Below are 22,995 nucleotides of genomic sequence, written 5' to 3' on the forward strand. Positions count from 1 at the left end.
TCAGATCGGGCGCAGGAGCAACCCTGCGTCCCTGTTCGACAACCCACAAAATCCTGAAAGAATGAATCTTTGAAACCATATCGATGGCATATGTGGTGATCAGACGAACCGAAGCTCGCTCAGGTCCTTTCCTGTGATCTCCTTCTTCTCCAAATGTTCGATTTCATGGGCGAAGCCATATGCCGGGGAACCCTCGAAGGAGATCTCCTTTTTGCTGAGACCCTTGATCCTGATCTCTCCGGCAAGGGGGTCAATGGTCATCTTCAGGATCCTGTCTGCCCTGGCCCTGACACGGAACGGTCGTTCCACGAGGAGACGGGCAGGCTGGTTTCCACATTTTTCGAGCCGGTGGACAGTCCCTTCGCTCTCTTGTATCGCCGGGTTCACGAGGAGATAAATTTCCTCCAGAGAGGAGCCAAGCTTTGTCTCCTCATCGTACACCGACGTCTTCTTCATCACCGATATTGTCGAGAGATTCTCAGAGGCGTAGCTCCAGTCACCTCCATACCGGATCGAGAAGATTATAGGGAGAAGGGCCTCAGGCGAGAGAGAAAACCGTGCGGCAAGATCCTTCTCGGCCTTGAGGAAGGTCAAATCCCTCAGGAGATCGGCAGGTTCCATTGCTCCCTCCTCTTTTCGTAAAGGAATACTCTCCGGGGTTCGATGGATTGGGTGTTTCTCATAACTCCAGACCATCCTTTTCATTTCCCGATCCAGATTCGCCTCTCCATTCTATCTCTCCTCTTTACCCTTTCACTATCTCCGCGTTAATTCTCAGGGATATTGTGAGAGAGTTTTTATTAAACTCTTTTATTGAGGGACGTGCAGGAATGTATATCTGTCACCGGATTCATGTGACATGATATGGTGTGAAATGGACATGTGGGGGAATGTGATATGAATACGAAGGCGGAGACGAAATCCATCATCAGGGTGTATTTCGCCAAAATCAGGGAAGCATTTTATGATCTCTCAGTTGAGGAAAAGTCTGCCTTTATGCGTAAGGATCGGGAACAGATGGACGAACTCGGGATGAAACTCATTATGACGATTGATTGCCGCTGGTCCAATGAAGAGTGGGATTATATCGGAATTGAGGAATGGCCGACCCTGGAATCTCTTGAGAAGCGTGCTACATTCGAAAAGGAAGAGCTGGCAACGTTTCGGTATGTGGAGTCGAGGACGTATCTGGGGACGCGGATGATGGGGGAGTATGGGAAAGAATAAACACCGTTTTTCCTTGGATTTTCTCGTTCTTTGCGTTTGTCTGAGTTGTTTTGCAGCATGGCTGATGTAATGCACTGGTTTCAATGAGTCTGTCCGGTCAGATCGGCATTGTATGGACATACCCACAACGATACCCGTTTATAAGAAGAAAAAAAGACAATTTAAACCAGACAAAGGCCTGGCGAGGTAACTGTATGGCAATGAGTAAAAAACAATTGGAGAAGCAGAACAAAGCAAAGAAGGCCAAGGCAGAAGATCTCTCAAAGCAGGCGGCTGCGGGTAGCGAAGCCGCTAAGAAGAAGCTCAAAAAGCTCAATAAAAAGCTCAAGTGAGCTGCCTGAAATTTTTAACCATTTTTATTTTTTCTTAAAGATTTTTTTCTTAAAGGCTAATAATACGAATATAGCTATGCAAGTCGCAAAATGCCTGTATCCGGAGGGGAGCGGAATAAATCCACAAATACATTTGGGAGATAATTGGAGCCGTATCTGTAATTCCGGTTCGTGAATTGGGTGGAAATGTTCACTCTGAAAATATCGGATGGAGATGTTTGAAAATTTCGATCAGGAAAAATATGGTCAATGAAATATGGTTGAAACAGTCTTTCAATTCTTAAAAAAAGATACGGAGGCACTGTTCGACACCCTGCGAATTCCTGAAAGAATGGATCGTCAGAATCATATCAACAGCAGTTATGGGAATCAGACGAACCGAAGCTCGCTCAGATCCTTTCCTGTGATCTCCTTCTTCTCCAGATGCTCGATCTCGTGGGCGATGCCATATGCCGGGGATCCCTCGAAGGAGATCTCCTTTTTGCTGAGATCATCGACCCTGATCTCTCCGGCGAGGGGGTCAATGGTCATCTTCAGGATCCTGTCAGCACTGGCCCTGACACGGAACGGCCGTTCCTCGATAAGACGGGTGGGCTGGTTTCCACATTTTTCAAGCCGGTGGACAGTTCCTTCACTCTCTTGTATCGCCGGGTTCACGAGGAGATAAATTTCCTCCAGAGAGGAGCCCAGCTTTGTCTCCTCGTCATACACCGACGTCTTCTTCATCACTGATACGGTCGAGAGATTCTCAGAGGTATAGCTCCAGTCACCTCCATACCGGATCGAGAAGATGAATGGGAGGAGGGCCTCAGGGGAGAGGGAAAACCGTGCAGCAAGGTCCCTCTCGGCCTTGAAGAAGGTAAGGTCCCTGAGGAGGTGGGCGGGTTCCATTCTGATTCTTCCTCTTTTTCCGGATATGGGATAATGGTAGGGGTTTGATAGGTTGGGCAGTTCTCAAAATCGTGGGCCATCCTCTCCGTTTTCCCCTCTTCTTCTCCTTCTTGCCGTCATATTTGTCGCAGGCAGAAATATCCGGAACATTCCCGGAGCAATCGTGTTACCTTTGGCTGCCAGAGCCGGGACTGGGTAATATTTATATGTCGAGCGCAGGTATTTAATCATTGATATATAATGATTTCCAATTACAAATACAAACCTCTGGTTTATTTTGCTGCGGTTTTTATCGTGACCTATGTTCTCTGGTTTGCAGGGGCGTATGTAAGTTTTCAGGATGATATAAGCGGGCTCTATATGCTCCTTATGCTGCCCGGGCTGATGGCACCGTTTTTGCTTTCACTTGTGTTTATATTTGGGTCAAAGAATTCAGGACTGATAAAGGATTTTGTCAACCGGTTGTTCAATCTACGGCTGATTGAACCCAAAATGCTGCCGGTATTTTTCCTTATAATGCCGTTTTCTGTCGTGGTCTCCATCCTTCTTTCGCTTCCCTTTGGGGGGGCCGTTTCCCAGTTTCAATTGTCCGAAGGGTTTTCCTTCTCTTCAGGCTTTGTTCCTGTTCTGGTTCTTCTTTTGCTTGCCGCATCCTTTGAAGAGCTTGGATGGCGAGGGTATGCCTTTGACAGTCTCCAGAGCCGTCACACGATCTTTCGTGCATCAGTCATTTTCGGTATACTCTGGTCGCTCTGGCACTTCCCGTTGATATTTGTCAACAACTCCTACCAGTATGAGATTTTTCACGAAAGTATCTGGTATGCGGTGAACTTTTTTGCCGGCTTCATTGCGATTGGAATCATCATCAGCTGGATCTGCATAAAAAACGGGAAAAGTATTCCAGCGGCGATCCTCTTTCACTTTATTGTCAATATGTCGCAGGAGACACTGATGATCACCCAGACAACAAAGTGTATTCAGACGGTTGTCCTCCTGATTTTTGCAGGTGTGATTGTTGCACTGGATAAGGAAATGTTTTTTTCCCGGAACCATCTTGTGGTGGAGGGAAACTAATTGACCGGGGAAAAGACGGATACGCCCGGGGATCTTTATTCCAAATTCCTTTTGATCTGGTTTGGCCAGTTCATCTCGGTAATCGGTACCGGGCTTACCATCTTTTCACTGGGAATATATGTACTCCTGCAGACCGGTACAGCCTCAAGCTTTGTCTTCATACTGATGTGTGTGTTTTTGCCTCCGTTCCTGCTCAAACCCTATGGCGGGATCATGGCAGACCGGTATGACAGGCGTGTGATGATGGTTGTCGGGGATCTGGGAGCATCGCTCGGGCTTCTCTTCATATTTTTTATGATGCTGAAGGGCGACATCGAACTCTGGCACATTTATCTGGGGATTGCAGCCAGTTCGGTTTTTTCAGCGTTCCAGGAGCCGGCCTACAAGGCCTTGGTTACCGACCTTCTGCCCGAAGAGCAATATGCTAAGGCAAGCGGACTGGTGCAGCTGGCAGGTTCTGCTCAATATTTAATATCCCCCTTTTTAGCCGGAATATTGCTGACACTGATGAATATCGAATATATTTTCTTAATCGATATCAGCACTCTCATAATTGCAAGTTTTATTGTTATCTGGGTAAGAAAGACGATAGGCGGGATTCCGGTCCAGCGGGTGGAGCATGACTTCATGGCCGAACTGAGAGAGGGTATTAGGGAATTTTCGAAGAACAAGGGTGTGGTTAACCTGGTCCTTACGATCACCGCCGTGCTCTTTTTTGTCGGGCTGCTTCAGTCTCTGTTTATTCCGATGCTTCTTAACCTGACAACCGCAAAAACCGTAGGGATCTCCCAGTCCGTCTGCGCAACCGGCATGCTGATCGGAAGCCTGTTTATCGGATTGTTCGGCAGCAAAAACAAACAGGTGAAAATACTGGCGGTTTCACTATTCATCGCAGGAATATTTTTTGCCAACCTTGGACTCTCAACCAATATCGTCTTCATTACGCTGGCAGGATTTACGTTCTTTGCGACCCTGCCTTTCATTAACACCTCGATTGAAGTGTTGATCCGGAAAAATATCGATAACAGCAAACAGGGGCGTGTGTGGTCAATTATTTCAATGGTTACCTATCTCGGATCCATCATCGCTTTTGCAGTCACCGGGTTTCTGGCAGATTCTGTTTTCAATCCGCTTCTGGAACCCGGCGGGCCTCTGGCTGAAACAGCCGGTGTTGTTGTTGGCGTAGGGGAAGGCAGGGGAATTGCCCTGATGTTTATCATTTCCGGGTTAATGATTTCCCTGATTTCTTTGGTTTTATGGAGAAACAAAAAAATCAGAATATTAGAAGATGGTGAAGACGAGGGCAGTATTATTAACCTGATTGAAGCAAGCGATTTTGTCTAACGATTTTGGATGGTTTGCCAAAAAACCGGCCTTCCGATGGATTATGGTGCCTGATACATCCATAGATTCAGGAGAGTGGTGGATAGATGAATAAAGCTATCACAGTATCCGGGATTTGGTGAAACAGCATTGTTGAACCAGCATGAATCATCCTAACGCACTCTCATACTTTCATGTGCACTCTTTTTTGGTGATAGTTACGTCCACATTGGCAGAGCCATTGATATCAGGAGAACCGATTCGGTGAAATAATCTTACAGGGGGCATTTTTGCCTTCGCTATAATCCAAACCAAAATGCGGGAAAAAAAGAAGATACCTGCTCTGTCCCACAAGGAATAGAAGATATGGGGTGCAACAAAGGGACACTGCATTATCTAAAGCAGAATGCCAGTAACCGGACTCATTTTACGATGAATGCTCATGGAAAGGGGAGGATTCAGGGATGGATAAAAAATGAAAAAATTACCAATCAATAATCCCCCTTTGCCGCATGTGATGTCACCTGGCAGCGTGGAGGGTGAAGATAAACATTGAGCTCTTCCCGGCACAATCTCCAACAGATTCACCCGCCGACAATGCAGACGATAGAGGCCCGAATATTGGTCAAAAACGGGCAGAAAAATATGCAGACGATATCAAACGCCAGACGGGCCGGGATATCTTCATTTCGCTCAGACCAGGGGCATTGCATGGCAGCAAGACCCTCCTGTTACTTAGATATGAGGTATTTTTTGGATAGTCTGTGAGCTCAGTTTAATAAAACCCGCTGAACGGGACACCGGTTACCGCGAAGGATTTTGTCAGGACTAAGGGCTATGCACTGAGGCTCAGACCCACGGGTGCACGGAAGAGAATAAATGGGGAAATTTAGAGGACGGCTGGTTTCCCATCTGCAACAGGCTGTAAAACCGGATTCTCAAACCTTCTTATCATTAGACAGGTCATCAGAGCGATAAGCAGTCCAAGGATACCTGCTATCAATAATACCGTGTTAATTCCGAAATGGACAAGAATTACTGCAAAAATTACCGGAGAAAGACTCTGACCGACATATTTCATACAATTATGAATCGACAATATTCCGCCTCTTGATTCCTGAGGTGAAATCTTCACGATGAGTACATCGATTGTAGTCTGTGCCAGCCCGAAACCTGCTCCAAACAGCATTAAAAGGAGAAGAATGCCGATAACTGAAGGTACAAAAGAGATTCCTATCATCGCTATTCCGATGAGCGTAAAACCCATACTAATGACCGCAGGCATTGAAAATTTTCGGGTGAAATTCCTTACACGGGAAGCCAGAATAACAACAGCCAGTCCTTCAATTGCGAGCATTAAACCGGATCCTCCTGAGGTAAACCCGAACAAATCCCTGAGCAGGAAGGGCACATAGATGATCAGGGCAAATAACATGAAGAATATCGTAAATGCCAGGAAGACCGTATAACATATCCGAATATCCTTTAGAGAGGCAAATGCTTTCGTAATTCCACATTGCGTTCCTGTTTTCCTGTCACTGCTCGTCTCGGGAAGAAATACCAGTATCAGAACGGCGAACGGAAGGGAAAGTGCATAGAATAAGAACGGATAATTCCATCCCAGCATTGCCAGGCTTCCGCCGATAAGAGGAGCGGATACTGCGCCAATAGCAATAGACATACTGATTCTGCTTATGGCCATTACACTGTCATGGCCTTCATACACCTCCCCGATAATCATCAGAGCCAGTGTCATCATTGACGACACCCCGATGCCCTGTATAAACCTCAGGACCAGAATCGTATGAAAATCTGAGATGAAAAAACATACAAGCCCCGGCAGGCCATAGAAAATGAGACAGGGCACAAGTATGGTTTTCCGGTTAACCCGGTCGATGAAATATCCGACAACAAGGGTAAAAATTGCTGTCGAGATGGTTAATACCGATATCATCAGCCCTATTTCGGCAGCTGTTGTATGCAGAGGCTCGACCATCTCCGGCAATACCGGTGCCAGAACCGCTCCTCCTGCCATTGCAAAAAATGCAGTACAACAGAGCATGAGCAGGTGAATAGCTTTGAATTCCATAATTTCACCCGTTTAATCTTCCATTTTCCGGGATATGTTATCGGACATATCCTTCAAATAATCCACAATTAAGCTCCGATGATCGGTATCATAGCCGGATAACAGAATATCCTCCCACCCTGATGCAATCTTCCAGATATCCGGTTCAATCTGTCTTCCTTTCCCGGTCAAAAACACACGATATGAGCGATTGTCGTCTTCGTCCTTTTGCCGGACAACATAGCCTTCTTCAATCAGTTTTTGTATGGACCTGGTGATTGATGTTTTATCCACTTTTATGATCCGGGAAATCGATTCCTGGTTTATTCCATCGGATTCAAAAAGGGACATCAGTATATAGGCCTGACTGGATCCAATATGGTATGGTTCCAATTCTTTGTCCAGGTATTTCTGAGAGTCCCGGTAGAGAAATGCGATATATTTTCCGATAAATCCTTCACTTTTCATATATTCACCATTGGTAAATGTGATCACAATAACCATCTAATTCAGAATTTTGCTATTCTGCTGTCTTAATTGCCAGGCAAGATAGTTGCAAATGCAACTATTTACGTAATCATCCTATCAATAAATAGTTGCGCATGCAACTAATTGTGCAGTCGAATGGTTACTGCGAGAATCTGAAAAATGGCCTTCACGAGATGAACAAAGTCCGGGATTTGGTGAAATGAGCATTGTTGAATCAGCATGGGGTGCCGCAGGGAAGTGCGACGGATCACTTAGAGCCGGACGGGATGCAGGCAACGGCATTCTATGATCACCTCACCTGTGAGCAGGAACTCATGATATCCTCCGATGAGTACGGTGCCGGGTCGCACTGCCGGTTCGGGGCATTCGGTCAGTCGTTTGCCGCCACGTTTGACTGGCTCGACGATACGATGGGGATGAAGGGGTAATGGGGCTTAATTGACCTTCTTTCCCAATTCTTTTTATTTAATGGGCTGATAAAACGAATCTCTCTATGGAAGTCGTAAAACGCTCGTTTCCAGATAAGAGCGGAAGGCTCTGTTTTGACTCTGTTGAATTCCTGAGATGCAGCAACGAGAATATTCCGGGAATATACTTTCAACAACAGGGTTTCAATAAAGGCGTTATCTGGGAATTATTGAACCATTGTAACCGGCTTAATGTATTTTTGAAAAAATGAATATCTGTTCTCAGCACATTCCGCACGACATGGCCATTGTCCCGGATGGAATATTGAATTCGTTCATATCTGTTGTAGCGATGACTTTGGGGAGATATTTATTTCTTATTCTGAGAGTGAGTCTAATTTTAAGCTCAATTTTTTCATCTGAAACATTAAGTTCAACATCAACTTCATGAGGATTTTTTAGCGCATATTTCGAGACACCAAATTTTTTGGAAGCATTCTGTATCTCTACGCCCTTGATATAATTTCCTTCACCAAAATCAATTATGATATTATCTAAATTCAGCGAATGTGAATATTCAGCCCCTTTGAGGAATAAAAAAAGACTGTCATTCTCATAATCATAATCTATGGTATCTACATCCGTATGAATTAAATTTTCAGTCATTTTATTTCACCCTCCTCTTTCTTTCTTTTTTATAACAGGTTATTAACCTTATTATTATTTCAGGATTGGTATCCTTTACCGAAACTACCAAAGCCAAATCATAATCCTCGTTTAAATTGAATAATATTTCAAATTTTTCGCCTTCTTGATTCGATATTGCTACTGGATCACTACTTATAAGCATTTTATGAATACCATCAATATCAGGCATTACATCATCTTTCCTTTCTTCAAATCGTATATTAAAGTGAGTGGAACTTGTAATATTCTCACTTTTTAATTTGGGAAGAGATTGTAATAATGTTGAAATATTCATGTTATCATATTCGTTTTTGAGATGTCCTTAGTTAAGACATTCGAATTCTTTAGAACGAAAAATAGAAAATTCTGCTGAATTCAGGTCCCCATACTTTGTTCCTTAGAACACTGACATGAATTTGGAGATTTCATTCCCGAAAAGTCTGAATTTGAATCTATTACTACTGTTTTCGAACAGGATCGCCTGGAGCCGGTGATCAGGTCAATTGCATTTTCGAATTTGGACATTATCTTCTTGAAGCCGAATGTCTGAAATATATCAATAGTGTAGGACCTGATGCACATGTGGGATTCCTTCATGAGATGTAATCCTGCAAGAATAGTCTGGCGTATGATATGCAGGAGTTGTTCCGGTTTCTTGTTGATCTGGCGGTTGTCAACCTCGGTGAGCGGGATCGGGTGACCGTGAAGAATTCTTGTCAGGACGGAGAGCTATGCACTGAGGTTAAGGCCCATGGGTGCACGCAAGATGACAGAAGAGGTGAACACATGGTTCAACAAGACGGCCCTGGTATCAGGGCAAAGTGCTGATGTGGAGTTATGTGATGGTGCTGAAGGGCAGTTGTCTGGATCCAGATATTTCTTAACTGTTCGTCTGTCATATCCGTTTCTTCTGGAAAATTTGCTGATGTTTTGCCGGCCTCGTTCCCGTTCCACGTCGTGGGCAATGTCCCGAATCATTAAAAATTCCTCCATGTTCAACATTTTGCCAAACCTCCAAGGTGGTTAACCGAGGTTTGGTTTTTGTGGATTTTTAAACCGGCACACTTGTGGATTTAAAGACGGCAGTGACAGATGGTATGAGGTTCTTAACAACCTCTTTTAATCCTTAATAATCCCTTCTTCTTCCGGAAACATTCCAAGACGCACTCGAATGAAGTTGTACATTTCCTGTGCTATATCTATACCACAACAGCTTTCCACGCCTTCGAATCCTGGTGAAGAGTTTGCTTCACATACTTTGAAGTGTTCCCCGTCGAAAAGCAGGTCTATTCCTGCAATATCAAGACCGAATATCCTTGCAGTTTCGGTAGCCAGCCATTCAATCTCGGGTGTCATTTCAAAAGACCTGACCAATCCTCCTCTTGAGAAATTTGCTTTGAAATCTCCTTCCTTTGCTACTCTTTCCATGCAGGCTACGGCACGTCCCCCAATAATTATGACACGAAGGTCCCGTCCCATACTAGTTTTCACGAATTCCTGTAGGATAAAATTGACGTTGCTCTTTGTTGAACGTATAATTTCCATCAGGTCGACGAATTTAGATTTGCTTCCAGAAAGGAAAACTCCACTTCCCATTGAACCTGACAGCGTTTTTACAATCAACGGAAAACCAAATTGTTCCTCAACAAGGTCTACATTGATGGGATATTTTGCGAGCATCGTCTTTGGGAATGCAATATCCGCTTTGGCGAGTATCTGGTGAGAATAAAGCTTGTCCTTAACAGTTTCAATACTCTGGGATGAGTTGAATGTGTGAACTCCAAGACTTTCCAGATGTCTGATGACCGCCAGTGCGTAGTATGAGGTTTCTGCTCCCATTCTGGGTAAGAGGAAATCCGGAAGTGAAGCAGTTTCTCCATCCAAAAGAATGCTCTTTCTGTCACCTCGTGTGACGATTAGTTCGAATTGTTCGGGTGTTAATACCTTCATCTCGATGTTGTTCTCTTCAGCAACCTCAAGAAGCCGGTTTATTTCATAGGTTTCCGGCTTTAATTCCAGCTCGGAATGCTTGTATAATATCCATCCTTTCACTTTGTGTTCCTCATTTTAATGGGGGAATATTCTCTATGGTATGGGGATTTGGTGGATAAATACTGTACTTATCTGTCATAAATCCGGAATCAAAAAACAATAATTTCAACAGAAGTTCGCCACTTTGATTTCAATCACCCAGGATGACTATCCGCTATAGTGATCAAATAAAATTTTTGTCGGGATAATGAATTTGACAGTTTGGATTATTATACGTGTCAAATCACAAAATCGGCCTGCCCTAAATAGAATATTCAGTAAACATTTGATCGCTTGCCAATCTTAATTATCCCGATGATCTCAACTCCATTATCGACTTCGTACAGGACACGGTAATCTCCCACCCTAATACGGAAGATATCCTCCTTTGTCCCTCTCAGTTTGATCGAACCATGTGGTACGGGATCATCCTTTAGCTTCTCGATTTTGGAAATATCCGGCGTCTGGTCTTAAGATCCAGATTCATTAGAAACTTGCATGACTGTGAAGAGAATCTGAGCAGGTACATTTACAGGCCAAGCTCTGCTTTTACTTCAGATTCTGAGAGAAGTTTTCCTTTCTCCTTTTCCACACGGTAGCTTTGGAGACAGATATAATCTTCTTCGGTAAGGATCGAGTCGGGATCGACCAGATTTGACTTGATCTCCCTGATCTCTTTTTTCAGGATGTCAATCTCCTTCTTCATATCCTCCATGGAAATGGATTCTGTACTCATTTTATCCTACTATTATTCTGCAAGTAATAATATTTTTTGATGGTAGCATCATCTGCCGGCAATATGACAGTGTCAACGCCGGATTCATTATCCCAAGTATGCCAGGAGATTCTTGCGACACTGTCGCAAATATTGAGCTGGCGCACTATCTGACCGATAAGAAACAATCGGTGAGTTACATGAAACCGGAGTATCAGGTTGACCGGGTTGATACGGATGGGATGAGATACGCAGTAAGATTCTCAGTATATCATATGCTGACTGGAAGAAACCGGGTTTCTCAAAAGGTTCATTGCATTATATGAAAAAGAACGCAGAGTCAGAGAAGCCATTTTCCCTCAATCAACACGTTGTTGAACGGTTGATGGCGTGGGATCAACTGAAAAAGACGCTATCTGCCTGAGATTTCTTTCTCAATTTTTCTTTTCTGTTGAGTCGATTCAATGGATGTTGTGAGTTGATGTTAAAGTATTGTTTATGATTATTGAACAGTATCAAACAGATTCTAAACCAAAATGATCAAGAGTATGGCGTGAAATATGCCATAAAATTTATTTATAAATAATATATTACGCTATCAAATGTATTCTTCAGGTATTATTACGCCGTTTGGGAATGAGTTTGTAGTTCTATCAACATGGAAATAATTTGAGAGATCAACGACCTTTTCATTGAATAATGCGTCTTTTGTAAGTATGAAAACTGGATAATTTATTTCTTTTGTGTTTAAATAGGAAATTAAGTTCTCAATTTCCACTGAATCAGTTTCTTTCAATGTGGAAAATATAATAAAATCAGCCCTAATTTTTTTCCTCATTTCTAAGATTCTATCAAGTTGACCAGTTTCAAATCCTCTATCAGCCTTCACTTCTACAATACCAATTTTTGTTCCTAAAGTTAAAAGGATATCAATCTCCCCAATCAAAGTACCAGTTTCATATATTTCAATGTCGAATATAAACCGAATCGCACGATAATTTTGTTTATGTAGAAGGTAAGTTGTTAATAATACTGGTAGAACACCTTGATCAACTGCGGTACAAATTAACTCGTTTAGCTTAAAGGAGTCATTTTGTGCTTTATTTGTATTATATATTGGAATTTTCAAGTCATTATTACAACAATAACATTGTAAATCATCTTGCAATCCGGAGATAGGATACCAAAGGGTAGTACCACACTTTTGACAGATTACTTTTTTCCCTCGCAATAAAAGATTAAGGAAATATAACTTTTCAATTTTTGAGAAAAAATTCTTTTTGTCATTTACTTTTTGGCTCCCACCAGCCAACGAATAAAAATCATCGGCTTCAATATACGTGTCTGATTTTATAGTAGAAATTTCCCCAATTATATCGCAAATAAGATCCTCTAACTTTTCTTCTTCGACACTAGCGTTTAGTTCTTTTGATAATTCTTTTACAATTCTATCAATTCTTTTTGGAGCAATTTTAACAATTAAGTCGAAAACGGCCTCATCCTTTAAGATCTCAATGTTTTGATATCCATCTAGTAGATTAATGACTTGGCTAATTATTTGAGATTGTTTTGATTCCTTAGAAGTTAAACCTCGTTCAGTCAGTATTTCCTTAAATATTTGAACATCAGTAGGAATTTTCAGTTCTTCGTACAATGGAGACTCTTCGTACGGAGCAAAGTCTGATAATAATATTGCTAATCCGTTAGAACCAATTTTTACAAAATGGTGTTTGTTGAATTGATCATCTTGCTTAAATAGTCTTCCAAGAATCGGACTTTGTGGTAATATTGTCTCTTCAAATCCTCTAATCTCAAGTGCGATATTGACATTAAATCCAGATTTTGAAAATAGCTTACTTTGAGGGTGAATTATTCTAACATAGTCATCATTAAATGATACATTCTGTAAATGTTCAAATGAGTCCCAACAACTAAAAGAACTGCTAAAGTAGTATTTATCTGAGGCAATTTCTTTGAATTCTTCGCAGATACTTCTTAAATTATCCTTGAGCTCTTCCCCGCCAGAAAAGATACAAAAATTATTGAACTTTTTGACTCCATAAAGATATTCGTCAACCAATTCAACAGGGATCCAAATTAATTTTGAGTATGGATACGTTGCTCTAGTATTCCAAAAATATGTTATACTTTCTAGGTCATCTGACCTTCCAAAAATTATTGTACCTTCATCTGAAAAATATTTGTTTCTATTATGGTTTACAGAATATATGCTACTAATACTGGTCGGCCTAGACAATAAGGTAGAAACATACAATAAATTTGAATTTTCCTCCCATATTCGGAAAATATCTTGGTTTGCGAGCCTTGGTTGAACATGGTCTATTTTTACTCCTCGAAAAATATTATTAGATTGAATCTCCTTTTCTGCCTTTTTTGATAATGATCCAAGGTTTACAAAATTTACTGAGTTCTCAGGTTCTTTGAATTGACTGTCCCAAACAACAATTTTATTGAATATTTCATAAAAGACCGATCGAACAAGATCTGGGATATTGTCTAAAACAAAGATTGGTATAGTAAAGTGGTTCAAATTAAAATTTCCCTGGCTCTTTGGATCAATTATGCGAACATTAAATTTATCCAATAAAAGATCATTCTCACATTTAGAATAATTTATAATGATGTCTGGATCGTGATATTTTATGAATTCAATGGTATTTTTTGAAAATAATTTGTCATTGTTCAATAAAATTAGATTGAAAAATCCTCCAATCTCCTCTGTGAAAGTATTGTTTATTTCACAAAAGAGATCAAAATCATCATCAATAATGCAGAGTTTCTTTATTGGTCTGGCCTTAGATAGTATGGTTTCAATCCTTGACATTATATGTGGATAGAATTTGAGGCTTTAACCACTTTCTTATTTACCACATAGTTGGAGGACTAAACCAGTTATTAGATTCATCCTTTACACGATGAAGGGAAAAACGTTCAATTTCATCAATAATTAATATGTAATGGTGAAGGAAGATATTGCAGCTTTTTGGTTGGGAATATGAAAACATTACTCTTGAAATAACCGCTGCGGAAAGTCCGATGGCAAACTTGGGTTCAAAATTAAATAGTTTTATTAGATCATGGATATTTTTTTATTTATATTAGATGATGGGAGGAAAAATGCATTCCCAAAGACATAATTCAATGCTCTGACAATTGATTATTTTCATAGGATAAAACATCCCTGCTCTGATTTATAACAGACAATATAGATTCCTTCAGATCGTTTGAGGGTTCAGTTTCAAAAAGGGTTATGCATCTCTCTTCAAGAATTGTCAAATCTGATAGTGTGCATAAAGAAGAGATATTTTTCCAAATTTTCTTAATATCATACAATAACATATCCACTTCAAATGTTTGACCTATATCATGCCTTTGATTAATAGCAAAAATCATTCTTTCAGTTATAAGAGCAAGCCAGTTGACTTTATCCTCAAAAAGAGAGCCAGATCTCCATAATTTATCGATAAAATATTCAAATTGCCGGGTATAAATCAAAGGACTAATCCCAGGGACAGTAATGTGATTAATCAAATGATAGGATCTCAATTTGATTTTACATTCATCATCCATTGCAATATGATATAGATCTTCACCATCGAATGGCAAAAATATGTACATCCTTTCAGCTAAAACCCCGATTGCAACTCCATATGTTTTTGAATCAACAAACTTATTTTCTAATAAATAGCTTAAAAAAAAGAATGTAGTTGTTCCTCTTATTTTGTACTCTTTAAATAATCTGATGAGATTGAAATCATCTGATAATAATATTGAAGTTTCATAAATTGATAACAGTTTAATTGAATCGATTATCCATTTATCAAGGTGCTTGGAAATTTCTTGGTAATCTGAAGGGTCAGCCTCTATATCAACAATTGATATGGAATTTGAATTTCTGAGATAATCCCATAATTTTCTTAGATTGGGATCTTCATAGAAAATTAGGTCTAACTGAATTTTTTCAAACAATGATTTAGAAATAAATAGTTTTGCTTGTATTCTCTCAAGTTCCCCAAGTAAATCCATTTTTGAAAGATTCAATAAAGAGGAATAGTCAAAAACAAAAACCTCACCCGCGTCATAATTATCCATCATCTCCTGTTGAGATGCTTGATCAGGTGGGTGATATCGAATATGAAATTGTGTATCTGTTAATTTATTCACCATTTCAGCATAATTCAAATAAGTGACATTGGCAATAACATAAATTGGGACTTGATGTTCCGTGCATATTCTTTTTATATTTTGATCTCTTTCAAATGCCCGTTTAAATTCGTCGATTATTTCTTGAGGAGGTTTTTCATCATTTTCATTAACAGAAATGACTTTTAAAATTTTTCTGTCTGGGAATTTATCATCATATTCTTGGATGCTAGCAAGCATTCTGTCATTTTCTTTCCCGCTATCCCGATACCGCTGTATCATAGTATAACTATGAGATAACACTCGTTCTTCCCATTCTGAAGATCCTTTTGATGCATCCTTTGCTTTTTCTAAATACTGGAGCATTCCGGTTTTGTTATTTAATAATACTTCAATAATGCTCATGTTAATCAAAAAGCGGATATCTTTTTTAGATTCGGCTTCAGATTCCAGAGACTTAAATATTTTTTTTGCTTCTTCGGGACTACCCCTATGTAAAAAAACCAAAGCAAATTTAATTTTTGTTTCGTAGGTGAATTCTTCCCACATTCTGAGTGAAAATAACTTTTGAGATGCTGAGGAAAAATGGCAAGCGTTTAATTCATTTACAAAATCTAAAAATTCAAGTGTGTGTTGTTCGTTTTCGGGTAACTGAGATGAATTTATACTAAACCGAATTATTTGGAATTCTTTTTCATTAGACCGGTTAAGCAAAATTGAGCAAGTATATATTTCCTTTTTAATTCGCTCTATTAGTGTTGGATCTGTGTTCTTGTGACATAGAGATAGGGCTTTTCGATAGTATTCTAATGCCTTTTCGATGCAATCATACTTTTTCAATTTTGGGCAAATTTCGAAATCAGAAAATAAATAATCCTCTGCTAGTGATATCTCCCTATATGCACTCGCTTTTATTGCATAATGATCTGGATTTTGGGGATCTAACTTGATTGAATTATTGATATATTGTAATGATTTTCTCGGATTGTTGTTTACAATGTAGAATCTAGCGATAAGATTAGATAAAAGGTCATTTTGTTCAGTTAAATCTTGCGCATTTTTTGATGATTCAAAAAAAACTATTGCATCAACAACTGATTTTGTAAAAAATAATCCCCATAAATAGACTTCTAAAAATTGCGGATTGTTTTGCTCAGATTGCTCCCATAGTGGAGCAGATATAGAAAATGATTTTTCAAAATTTTCTTTGCCGTGTTTATTGATATAGATTGATGCAAGAGTTCCCTTTATTTTGTCATTTAAAGGATCAAATTCTAAAGAGCGTTTCGCGTAGTGTTCGGCTGTATCGAAATTTCCACCAACCCCTTTATTCTTATTGTATGTAATTGCCAGTAGATGATATGCTCTCGATAACAGTTTCTTATTTTCTTGAGGTTTATTTTCCATAACCCCGATAACCGCGAATAATTTTGTTTTTGCCTCTTCAATTTCGTTTTTCCCGATTAACTCAATCACTTCTTTAAATTCTTCATCAATGTAATCCAAAGGTACTTTACTAGAAATGAATCCATGGGGCGATTTTACTTCAGATACTACATCCTCAAGAAGGTTTTCCATCCGGTTTTGGCCATCCCTTAACTCCTTGTGCCGCTCCTCACTTTTATACTCGAGAGCAACAATTTCCCCTTCGAGGATTTTCCTTTGAAGAAAAGCATTAAAGGCTTGTTTAATGCAAAAGAATAATTTTTTTCCAAATTCTTCATTTGATTGATTCGTTATTGGCTTAATCTCACAAAAATCTTTAACAAACTCGCTTTCTATTTCAGAAAGCGTTTTTTCGGAGGCTTCATAAATTTGGGAGAAAATGCATATAATTTTATCCGAGTTGAAAAAGGCCTCCAGAGCAGTTATATCGATTTCAGACCCTTCTAAAAAAGATAATTCTTGTTCTAAATTATATTGGAAGGAGGTTGATTTTAAGTAATCTTCAATTTCTTGAGGCCTGAAAATCTTGTGAGCGGCTTTATTTAATCCTGCGGAAATCCCTGAAGAAATGAGGTTTAATAGTATAGTTGCAGTTATAGGATCTACCATTACAATGTATCATTGATTATTGGTATATAAAGTAAAGTCGGAATATTCGGTTCTTCAATGATTGAAAAGGGTTCGGTGCCTCTTAAGAAACTATGCAGAACAGTTTGATATCATTTTTGAGGAGTTCAAAAATTACAAGATAACTATTACCCAAACCAAAAATGCGAGGGGAGGGATTCGAACCCGCGAACTCCTACGAGACTGGGCCCTAAACCCAGCGCCTTTGACCGACTCGGCAACCCTCGCACACGACAATTGATTACAATTGATTGCAATCGTAGAAATTGCAGTCCAGTATTAGCGCTAAAAGGGTATAATCCCTTTTGTCTTCAGGGAATAATCAGGTGAAAAAACGGAAAAAAAGAGAGATCAATTTATGATCTTTCGATGCGGGCATTTGATTAACCGGGAAAAAAAGAGAATTGCCTGAATGAATCCAAAATTCTTCACAATGGCTTTCTCATTACCATATAGGTATTCCCAAATTCATCCGGGTATTTCTCAAAGATTTCGGTCTGCTTTTTCAACCCCTCAATTATCATCAGAGCGACCTCATCATCTGCACATTCCTCTTCGAGTTCTCCAAACTTCTTTCTCAACGGACCGTAGAAACTGTCTTCCCATACGCGTGAAGGGAGCCGGAAGGACCCGACCAGCTCAAGCCCGGCATTCCGGATGAGCTCAAATCCTCCGTCTTCTGTTATCATTGCAGGATGGTGTTCGGCAAAAAATTCCCGTGGCTCATCAGAGGGAGTCCCGGTAAACCAGAATATATCCGAAATCATGATGTGTCCGCCCGGTTTCAGGAGTTTTTTCCAGTACCTGACTGCATTTTCAATGCCAATTATTGAGGCACATCCTTCAGCCCAGATAATATCGAAAGACTCCTCTCCAAAGGGAAGGTCGTCCATAGACGCACGGACCGTTTTCACTCTTCCGGAAAACCCTTCGGCTGCAATTTTTTCATCCACCGCATCGAGAAAAGGCTGGTGTATATCTGTCGCTATTATCCCGCAGGACGGGCACAGGTGGGCAAGGGCCATCGTCTGTACGCCCTTCCCGCACCCAACATCAAGGATCTCACCACCTTCTTCAGGTGGTTCTGCGATGAGTGAAAATGCCTTTTCCGTGTGCTCATCATCCCCGGCCCCCTGTCTGGGAACCGATTCAAAAATTGTAAAAATAGGATTGTTTTCCATATATTTTTTTAATTATAGGATTGGATTTAGTTTGCGGTCGTACCGGCACCGCTGACGCCTGTTCTCCCTGTACCGGTCTGTTGAGAGTTATTCTGATCTTAGTGAAGAGTAGCTAAAAATGAGAGAATTACTGAATTCAGATATGCTCAAACCGGAGGCTTCTCCAGCCATCCGTTCTCTTTTGCCTGTTTCATGATCCGAATCAGTTCACGTCCGGATGCGACCAGGAGAGCCAGGACCAGAGGTCCGATCACAAACCCGACGATCCCCATGATCCACAGCCCGCCGAAGAATCCGACCCACATGATTGCGGGGTGAATGGATGTCCGCTTGCCCATCATGATTGGCCGGAACAGGAGGTCCGGGACCGCACAGACAACCGGATATCCGATGATCGCAATCAGGGCGGCAGCCCGGTAATCCCCTGTGGCAAGAGCATAGATGCCCAGGAAGATCATGATAAGTGTCGGGCCGATAATCGGAATCAGCTGGAACAATGCCACAATCAGGGACCAGAAGAGGATGTGTCCGTATCCCAGCACATAAAAGAACGGAATTGCAAGAAGGAACGTAATCACCGACGTGGAGATATGGACAATATAAATTGAATACAGGGTGTTGGAACTGATCTCTTCGATATGACTCACAAATGTGTTCATGGATGCAGGAACACCGGAAAGAATGCCCTTCCAGATGTTTTCACCAAAAAAGATGAAGATGAAGAGTGTCAGGAAGAAGATAATTGCATTAAATATTGCTTCGGTAAACCCGGATACCACCGAGAAGAAACCCGACTGGATCATCTCCATCTGGGAATCCAGAATCTCTCCGACATCTATGGGTGGGGTGGATGCAACTCCCGGTGTTGTAATCTGCTGCATACTCATTATGGCAATATATATATCCGTAATAATCTGTGTCAGATAATCTGCATTTTCATATAATATGACCACGCCAAACAGCAACGAGCCGACCACAATAAATCCCACAATAAATGTGACCGCAAATGCCGCAACCTGTTCACGAACGTACCGTGAAAGCCACGTTTTAAGTGGCATCACAACAATAGCGAGAGAAATTGCCAGTATGACAATACCAAGCAGAGATCCAAACGCGTACAACGTGAGAATCAACACAATCCCGATAATCAGGAGTGCGAGTTTGTCATGATCTGCAAAGGCGCTTTTCATCAGGTATAAAATCACCCTGACGGGCTATATACATACTGGCAGATGTGAATCCACCAGCCTGTCCATTGTAATATTTCACTCTTTTAAATCAAATCTAATGCATTATTGTATCATTATGCAGATATGTCGTGTAATTCGCGTATTTGAGATATCAAACGGTGATTTTACTGTGACAATGGGAAATGTTAAACCTATGAAAGAGTATCTGTTATTATTCGGAGTTAATAAATGCCGAGTGTGGTCGTAAACATCATCATTGCAGTACTTGTCTGCTGGATTCTTTTTATTACAATTGATATTATATTCAGGCTCCCTGAAAAAGGGGGTGTGAGTGGTGCACAAGCGATTGGCACCACCATTGCAGCTGACAAGGGTTCGCTGAATGGCGGATTTATGATGGGAAATATTGTATGCTCACCAGATGCTTCTGCAGGGACACTGCTCGCTGCATGCGGGGTATTTGTGGCGGGTCTTCCCGGTGGACTGATTGCTGCTGTTTTGGTATTTATCGGAAACAGAATCTGCCACGATCCGGGATATGCAGGAACAACAGGAGCATTCTGTGCTGCACTCATTATAACAGGGTTTGGCCTTCTGGGTGTACCAGCTGATGCCTTTATCGCCGGCATGGTGATCGCAATCCTGACCATTCAGGGAGTATCCCATCCATATGCAAGCCAGCTTCTCACCAGACTATGGAGGATTCGGGCATGATTCCCGCGTATGATGCCGGTATGCTTCCGGTATATATCTGTGGAATCGTTGCACTGTACGCTGTCATCAGGGTACTGACCGAGAAGAAAACCCTCAAAAAACTGGTTTTCCTGAATGTCATGAACTTTGCCATAACGGGACTCATTGTGCTATCCATTCCGGATATCATGGCCCTCTTCGCGGGAATCGCCTATTTCGTCGGTTCAACCCTCGAAGCAAATGCCATTGCAAGCACCTTTGCGGGAGGGGTTGCCAATGAATGAATTCTATATTGCAATCCTGAGCCTGATCGCAATCCTGGGCGTAATCTCCGTCTACTTCAAAAAGAGTCCTTTTGACAAACTGATCGGCCTTGCCGTCATGATGGGTGGTGTGATTCCCCTTATTGTGCTGAAAGGTTATATTGACGTGGCAGTTCTTGTCGCAATCATCATGCCGCTGACGACAATATTCATTCTGCAGGCCACCGGGAGGAATAATGATGACTCCTGAACTAATCTTAGGATTTATCATCCTCATAGCAGGAGTCGCTGCTGCTGCATTTCCCCGTGAACGCGATTATATCTCCCGTCTGATTCATGTCGAAATTGCCGGGACCGGCCTGATGCTGGTCATGCTTGCCTATGATGAGACCATTGCTCTCCTGACATTTGTTGCCGTAACCGCGATTGCCACCATTGTCCTGATCCGCGTCATTGAACGGGGTGATCCCTGTGATTAAATGGCTTTCCCGCTACATGGCGGATGTTGACAATCTGATCGCAATTTATTCATGTATTGTTGTAGCAATTGCCTGCGTCTCTCTTATTGTCCTGGTTGTATCCCCCCTGGGATACGAAGACACCCAGCTGTACCCAAAAGATATCAACACTTCTTCATCCCTGAATCCCTATGACCGGGGAGGAGTTCCGTTTGGTACAACAGAAGTTGCAGCACAGTATCCGCAAAATTCTCCCTATCTGGGATATGTTACCGCATATCTTACCCCTTTGTCGGCATTTATGGCAGTCACCAATCTCTATTTAGGGACAACAATCGTGTCCCACCCCGGTGGCATCATCGATGAAATCCTCTATAACACGAGGGGACTCGATACCATCGTTGAAACAAGCATTTTGTTCGCTGCCTTTGCGATTGCCTCGTATTTATACCGGAGGGAGGAAGAATGATTGATGAATATGCAATCGGCCTGATTATTGCATTAATTGCTGTCATCATCACATTTGTCGCAGCAATCCGGGAGAATAATGACATTCACCGGCTGATAATTGCCGACCTCGCAGAAGTCTCTGCCCTTGCCATCATTGCACTTATCGCAACCGATCTCGCAGAGGCACTCATCATCCCCGGCCTTGTTGTGGGAATTTCTGAACTAATGGCACTCTCTGAAATATATCTGACCCGGGAAGGACTCAACAGTCCGGTAAAAAAACCATTCAGAATTGAAGTGCTGGATACCGCTCCCACGATCATTGCAGTCATCCTTGTTGGATACGGCATTGTACTCTCCGGGTTTACCGGAGGTGCAGTTGCAGGAACCGGAATGATCTTCTACTTCATGGGAAAGAGACATGCCGAGCGGTTTGCGCTTATAGAAGCCGTATCCGGGTATGCATGGGCATTCTGGATTGTCGCTTTCTTTATCTTTATGGTTATTCCCGAATACTGGTTCTTTGCAGTTATGCTTGCAGGCGGAGCAATCCTCGCCAAAGTGACCGCAAAGATGTCACTTATCGGAACAATGCGGGGTGGAAACAATGTTTGAACTTTCATCCTCATCTGTCGGAGGACAGGAATTATTTGTCCTGCCGTTCGGAGATATTGTTGATTATTTCACCCCGTACACAACAGCCCTGTTTCTGTTTGCACTGGTGTTTACCCTCATCTGTATCTTTTCGAAACCGGAAAAACAGCTGGACGTTGCCTTCGGAACAGATGCAATCTATGCAAAGGATGTAACCGGGAAAGAACTGCATTTCAGACGATTTATGGCAATTGCCTGTGGTTTCGCCACCATGGGAGCTGTCGCAAGCGGAGATGTGTTTAATTTCACCCTCTTTGTGAGTATGGTGGGTGTGTGTATCATCGGTATTGTTGCTGCGGTAAAAAGCAAGCATGTACTGAATGCCGCATATAACTATGGCATCATCTCGATGCTTGCAACCGTCCCGCTCTTTGGCGGGGCAGCCATCACCCTTGCTACAACAGGCACCCTGTCAATCTGGGAACTCGCAGCAATTGCACCGGCAATGCCATGGATTGCAAAAGCCCTGATTCTCATTGGTGTCATGGGAGAGGGAATCGCCCCGTTTTATGCAGCAAAGGCAGAACTGTTCCGTGCACCGGGTGCACCGTACGTGATAATGATACATGTGAGTTCCCTCCTGATGTTCCTGAGGGTTGTGGAGATTATGCTGACAGTGTGATGA

At 41.6% G+C, this 22,995-nt stretch carries 28 protein-coding genes and 1 tRNA gene; 15 read left to right on the plus strand and 14 right to left on the minus strand.

The features are described from left to right. Nucleotides 1-99: 99 nt before the first annotated feature. Entirely contained in the window at nt 100-621 is a 522-nt protein-coding gene (locus OU421_RS11830; RefSeq protein WP_268186308.1) for a RimK/LysX family protein, read from the minus strand. Between the two features lie 276 nt (nt 622-897). Between OU421_RS11830 and OU421_RS11835 the strand changes: the two genes are divergently transcribed. Both OU421_RS11835 and OU421_RS11840 read left to right on the plus strand, forming a co-directional pair. Next, a complete protein-coding gene (locus OU421_RS11835; protein ID WP_268186309.1) occupies nt 898-1,227 on the plus strand; it encodes a hypothetical protein in 330 nt (109 codons plus the stop codon). A gap of 194 nt (nt 1,228-1,421) precedes the next feature. Then, nucleotides 1,422-1,559 (plus strand): hypothetical protein, encoded by a 138-nt coding sequence (locus OU421_RS11840; protein WP_268186310.1) that lies wholly within the window; start codon nt 1,422-1,424, stop codon nt 1,557-1,559. A 369-nt stretch (nt 1,560-1,928) separates the two neighbouring features. Here the strand turns inward: OU421_RS11840 and OU421_RS11845 are convergent, their stop codons facing one another. Continuing rightward, complete coding sequence (locus OU421_RS11845) at nt 1,929-2,450, minus strand: RimK/LysX family protein (protein ID WP_268186311.1); 522 nt, start codon at nt 2,448-2,450, stop codon at nt 1,929-1,931. A gap of 240 nt (nt 2,451-2,690) precedes the next feature. Between OU421_RS11845 and mmrce1 the strand changes: the two genes are divergently transcribed. The 3 genes from mmrce1 to OU421_RS11860 all read left to right on the plus strand — a co-directional run bounded on the left by mmrce1 (nt 2,691) and on the right by OU421_RS11860 (nt 5,608). Beyond that, nucleotides 2,691-3,524, plus strand: coding sequence for an MmRce1 family CPBP family CAAX prenyl protease (gene mmrce1, locus OU421_RS11850; protein ID WP_268186312.1), 834 nt, complete (start codon nt 2,691-2,693; stop codon nt 3,522-3,524). Further along, nucleotides 3,525-4,868, plus strand: a complete 1,344-nt coding sequence (locus OU421_RS11855; RefSeq protein WP_268186313.1) for an MFS transporter — start codon at nt 3,525-3,527, stop codon at nt 4,866-4,868. 518 nt (nt 4,869-5,386) lie between these two features. Beyond that, a complete protein-coding gene (locus tag OU421_RS11860; RefSeq protein WP_268186314.1) occupies nt 5,387-5,608 on the plus strand; it encodes a hypothetical protein in 222 nt (73 codons plus the stop codon). 128 nt (nt 5,609-5,736) lie between these two features. Here OU421_RS11860 and OU421_RS11865 read toward each other — a convergent pair whose 3' ends face one another. Next, entirely contained in the window at nt 5,737-6,936 is a 1,200-nt protein-coding gene (locus tag OU421_RS11865; protein ID WP_268186315.1) for an MFS transporter, read from the minus strand. 12 nt (nt 6,937-6,948) lie between these two features. Continuing rightward, a complete protein-coding gene (locus OU421_RS11870; protein WP_268186316.1) occupies nt 6,949-7,383 on the minus strand; it encodes a MarR family winged helix-turn-helix transcriptional regulator in 435 nt (144 codons plus the stop codon). Between the two features lie 227 nt (nt 7,384-7,610). On the opposite strand from OU421_RS11870, the gene OU421_RS11875 reads away from it, so the two are divergent. Then, entirely contained in the window at nt 7,611-7,832 is a 222-nt protein-coding gene (locus OU421_RS11875; RefSeq protein WP_268186317.1) for a hypothetical protein, read from the plus strand. 261 nt (nt 7,833-8,093) lie between these two features. Here OU421_RS11875 and OU421_RS11880 read toward each other — a convergent pair whose 3' ends face one another. Next, a complete protein-coding gene (locus tag OU421_RS11880; RefSeq protein ID WP_268186318.1) occupies nt 8,094-8,477 on the minus strand; it encodes a DUF2283 domain-containing protein in 384 nt (127 codons plus the stop codon). Between the two features lies 1 nt (nt 8,478). Next, entirely contained in the window at nt 8,479-8,793 is a 315-nt protein-coding gene (locus OU421_RS11885) for a hypothetical protein (RefSeq protein WP_268186319.1), read from the minus strand. A 212-nt stretch (nt 8,794-9,005) separates the two neighbouring features. Between OU421_RS11885 and OU421_RS13085 the strand changes: the two genes are divergently transcribed. Together OU421_RS13085 and OU421_RS11890 are read left to right on the plus strand one after the other, a co-directional pair. Next, the gene (locus tag OU421_RS13085; RefSeq protein ID WP_407659800.1) at nt 9,006-9,104 is read left to right on the plus strand and encodes a hypothetical protein; all 99 of its coding nucleotides are present in this window, start codon (nt 9,006-9,008) and stop codon (nt 9,102-9,104) included. A 160-nt stretch (nt 9,105-9,264) separates the two neighbouring features. Further along, nucleotides 9,265-9,525 (plus strand): hypothetical protein, encoded by a 261-nt coding sequence (locus OU421_RS11890; protein ID WP_268186320.1) that lies wholly within the window; start codon nt 9,265-9,267, stop codon nt 9,523-9,525. Between the two features lie 92 nt (nt 9,526-9,617). Here the strand turns inward: OU421_RS11890 and OU421_RS11895 are convergent, their stop codons facing one another. From OU421_RS11895 to OU421_RS11925, 8 genes are all read right to left on the minus strand, one after another. Beyond that, nucleotides 9,618-10,550, minus strand: a complete 933-nt coding sequence (locus OU421_RS11895) for an ATP-grasp domain-containing protein (RefSeq protein WP_268186321.1) — start codon at nt 10,548-10,550, stop codon at nt 9,618-9,620. A 254-nt stretch (nt 10,551-10,804) separates the two neighbouring features. Beyond that, nucleotides 10,805-10,984 carry a type II toxin-antitoxin system RelE family toxin gene (locus OU421_RS13090; RefSeq protein ID WP_407659801.1) on the minus strand — a complete coding sequence of 60 codons (180 nt, stop codon included), beginning with the start codon at nt 10,982-10,984 and terminating at the stop codon, nt 10,805-10,807. 74 nt (nt 10,985-11,058) lie between these two features. Next, entirely contained in the window at nt 11,059-11,265 is a 207-nt protein-coding gene (locus OU421_RS11900; RefSeq protein ID WP_268186322.1) for a hypothetical protein, read from the minus strand. 577 nt (nt 11,266-11,842) lie between these two features. Then, the gene (locus tag OU421_RS11905; protein WP_268186323.1) at nt 11,843-14,089 is read right to left on the minus strand and encodes a hypothetical protein; all 2,247 of its coding nucleotides are present in this window, start codon (nt 14,087-14,089) and stop codon (nt 11,843-11,845) included. Between the two features lie 314 nt (nt 14,090-14,403). Then, nucleotides 14,404-17,463, minus strand: coding sequence for a tetratricopeptide repeat protein (locus OU421_RS11910; RefSeq protein ID WP_268186324.1), 3,060 nt, complete (start codon nt 17,461-17,463; stop codon nt 14,404-14,406). Between the two features lie 162 nt (nt 17,464-17,625). After that, a tRNA-Leu gene (locus tag OU421_RS11915) sits at nt 17,626-17,709 on the minus strand. A 200-nt stretch (nt 17,710-17,909) separates the two neighbouring features. Continuing rightward, entirely contained in the window at nt 17,910-18,662 is a 753-nt protein-coding gene (locus OU421_RS11920) for a class I SAM-dependent methyltransferase (protein ID WP_268186325.1), read from the minus strand. Between the two features lie 146 nt (nt 18,663-18,808). Continuing rightward, the gene (locus tag OU421_RS11925) at nt 18,809-19,852 is read right to left on the minus strand and encodes an AI-2E family transporter (RefSeq protein WP_268186326.1); all 1,044 of its coding nucleotides are present in this window, start codon (nt 19,850-19,852) and stop codon (nt 18,809-18,811) included. A gap of 228 nt (nt 19,853-20,080) precedes the next feature. Here OU421_RS11925 and OU421_RS11930 point away from each other — a divergent pair, with 228 nt between their 5' ends. Genes OU421_RS11930 through OU421_RS11960 form a run of 7 tightly spaced genes read left to right on the plus strand, consistent with a single transcriptional unit; the run spans nt 20,081 to nt 22,992 of the window. Beyond that, a complete protein-coding gene (locus tag OU421_RS11930; RefSeq protein WP_268186327.1) occupies nt 20,081-20,566 on the plus strand; it encodes a hypothetical protein in 486 nt (161 codons plus the stop codon). After that, on the plus strand, nt 20,563-20,829 hold the full coding sequence (locus OU421_RS11935; RefSeq protein WP_268186328.1) for a DUF2109 family protein: 267 nt from the start codon (nt 20,563-20,565) through the stop codon (nt 20,827-20,829). Before OU421_RS11930 ends, OU421_RS11935 begins: the two co-directional genes overlap by 4 nt. Beyond that, entirely contained in the window at nt 20,822-21,058 is a 237-nt protein-coding gene (locus tag OU421_RS11940; RefSeq protein ID WP_268186329.1) for a DUF2108 domain-containing protein, read from the plus strand. Before OU421_RS11935 ends, OU421_RS11940 begins: the two co-directional genes overlap by 8 nt. Next, on the plus strand, nt 21,045-21,287 hold the full coding sequence (locus OU421_RS11945; RefSeq protein ID WP_268186330.1) for a DUF2107 family protein: 243 nt from the start codon (nt 21,045-21,047) through the stop codon (nt 21,285-21,287). Before OU421_RS11940 ends, OU421_RS11945 begins: the two co-directional genes overlap by 14 nt. Continuing rightward, nucleotides 21,280-21,735, plus strand: a complete 456-nt coding sequence (locus OU421_RS11950) for a DUF2106 family protein (RefSeq protein WP_326493502.1) — start codon at nt 21,280-21,282, stop codon at nt 21,733-21,735. Before OU421_RS11945 ends, OU421_RS11950 begins: the two co-directional genes overlap by 8 nt. Continuing rightward, nucleotides 21,732-22,331, plus strand: coding sequence for an EhaG family protein (locus tag OU421_RS11955; RefSeq protein ID WP_268186331.1), 600 nt, complete (start codon nt 21,732-21,734; stop codon nt 22,329-22,331). The genes OU421_RS11950 and OU421_RS11955 overlap by 4 nt, the downstream gene beginning before the upstream one ends. Beyond that, entirely contained in the window at nt 22,324-22,992 is a 669-nt protein-coding gene (locus OU421_RS11960) for a proton-conducting transporter transmembrane domain-containing protein (RefSeq protein WP_268186332.1), read from the plus strand. The genes OU421_RS11955 and OU421_RS11960 overlap by 8 nt, the downstream gene beginning before the upstream one ends. Nucleotides 22,993-22,995: the final 3 nt, after the last annotated feature.

Source organism: Methanogenium organophilum (assembly GCF_026684035.1).
Taxonomy (GTDB): domain Archaea; phylum Halobacteriota; class Methanomicrobia; order Methanomicrobiales; family Methanomicrobiaceae; genus Methanogenium; species Methanogenium organophilum.

Coding starts and splice junctions, on each gene's coding strand:
- OU421_RS11960 (WP_268186332.1), top strand. CDS start 22,324: ATGTTTGAACTTTCATCCTCATCTGTCGGAGGACAGGAATTATTTGTC.
- OU421_RS11835 (WP_268186309.1), top strand. CDS start 898: ATGAATACGAAGGCGGAGACGAAATCCATCATCAGGGTGTATTTCGCC.
- OU421_RS11840 (WP_268186310.1), top strand. CDS start 1,422: ATGGCAATGAGTAAAAAACAATTGGAGAAGCAGAACAAAGCAAAGAAG.
- OU421_RS11945 (WP_268186330.1), top strand. CDS start 21,045: ATGATGACTCCTGAACTAATCTTAGGATTTATCATCCTCATAGCAGGA.
- OU421_RS11900 (WP_268186322.1), bottom strand. CDS start 11,265: ATGAGTACAGAATCCATTTCCATGGAGGATATGAAGAAGGAGATTGAC.
- OU421_RS11905 (WP_268186323.1), bottom strand. CDS start 14,089: ATGTCAAGGATTGAAACCATACTATCTAAGGCCAGACCAATAAAGAAA.
- OU421_RS11870 (WP_268186316.1), bottom strand. CDS start 7,383: ATGAAAAGTGAAGGATTTATCGGAAAATATATCGCATTTCTCTACCGG.
- OU421_RS11940 (WP_268186329.1), top strand. CDS start 20,822: ATGAATGAATTCTATATTGCAATCCTGAGCCTGATCGCAATCCTGGGC.
- OU421_RS11910 (WP_268186324.1), bottom strand. CDS start 17,463: ATGGTAGATCCTATAACTGCAACTATACTATTAAACCTCATTTCTTCA.
- OU421_RS11845 (WP_268186311.1), bottom strand. CDS start 2,450: ATGGAACCCGCCCACCTCCTCAGGGACCTTACCTTCTTCAAGGCCGAG.
- OU421_RS11935 (WP_268186328.1), top strand. CDS start 20,563: ATGATTCCCGCGTATGATGCCGGTATGCTTCCGGTATATATCTGTGGA.
- OU421_RS11920 (WP_268186325.1), bottom strand. CDS start 18,662: ATGGAAAACAATCCTATTTTTACAATTTTTGAATCGGTTCCCAGACAG.
- OU421_RS11925 (WP_268186326.1), bottom strand. CDS start 19,852: ATGAAAAGCGCCTTTGCAGATCATGACAAACTCGCACTCCTGATTATC.
- OU421_RS11880 (WP_268186318.1), bottom strand. CDS start 8,477: ATGACTGAAAATTTAATTCATACGGATGTAGATACCATAGATTATGAT.
- OU421_RS11955 (WP_268186331.1), top strand. CDS start 21,732: ATGATTGATGAATATGCAATCGGCCTGATTATTGCATTAATTGCTGTC.
- OU421_RS11830 (WP_268186308.1), bottom strand. CDS start 621: ATGGAACCTGCCGATCTCCTGAGGGATTTGACCTTCCTCAAGGCCGAG.
- OU421_RS11890 (WP_268186320.1), top strand. CDS start 9,265: ATGACAGAAGAGGTGAACACATGGTTCAACAAGACGGCCCTGGTATCA.
- OU421_RS11865 (WP_268186315.1), bottom strand. CDS start 6,936: ATGGAATTCAAAGCTATTCACCTGCTCATGCTCTGTTGTACTGCATTT.
- OU421_RS11930 (WP_268186327.1), top strand. CDS start 20,081: ATGCCGAGTGTGGTCGTAAACATCATCATTGCAGTACTTGTCTGCTGG.
- OU421_RS11885 (WP_268186319.1), bottom strand. CDS start 8,793: ATGAATATTTCAACATTATTACAATCTCTTCCCAAATTAAAAAGTGAG.
- mmrce1 (WP_268186312.1), top strand. CDS start 2,691: ATGATTTCCAATTACAAATACAAACCTCTGGTTTATTTTGCTGCGGTT.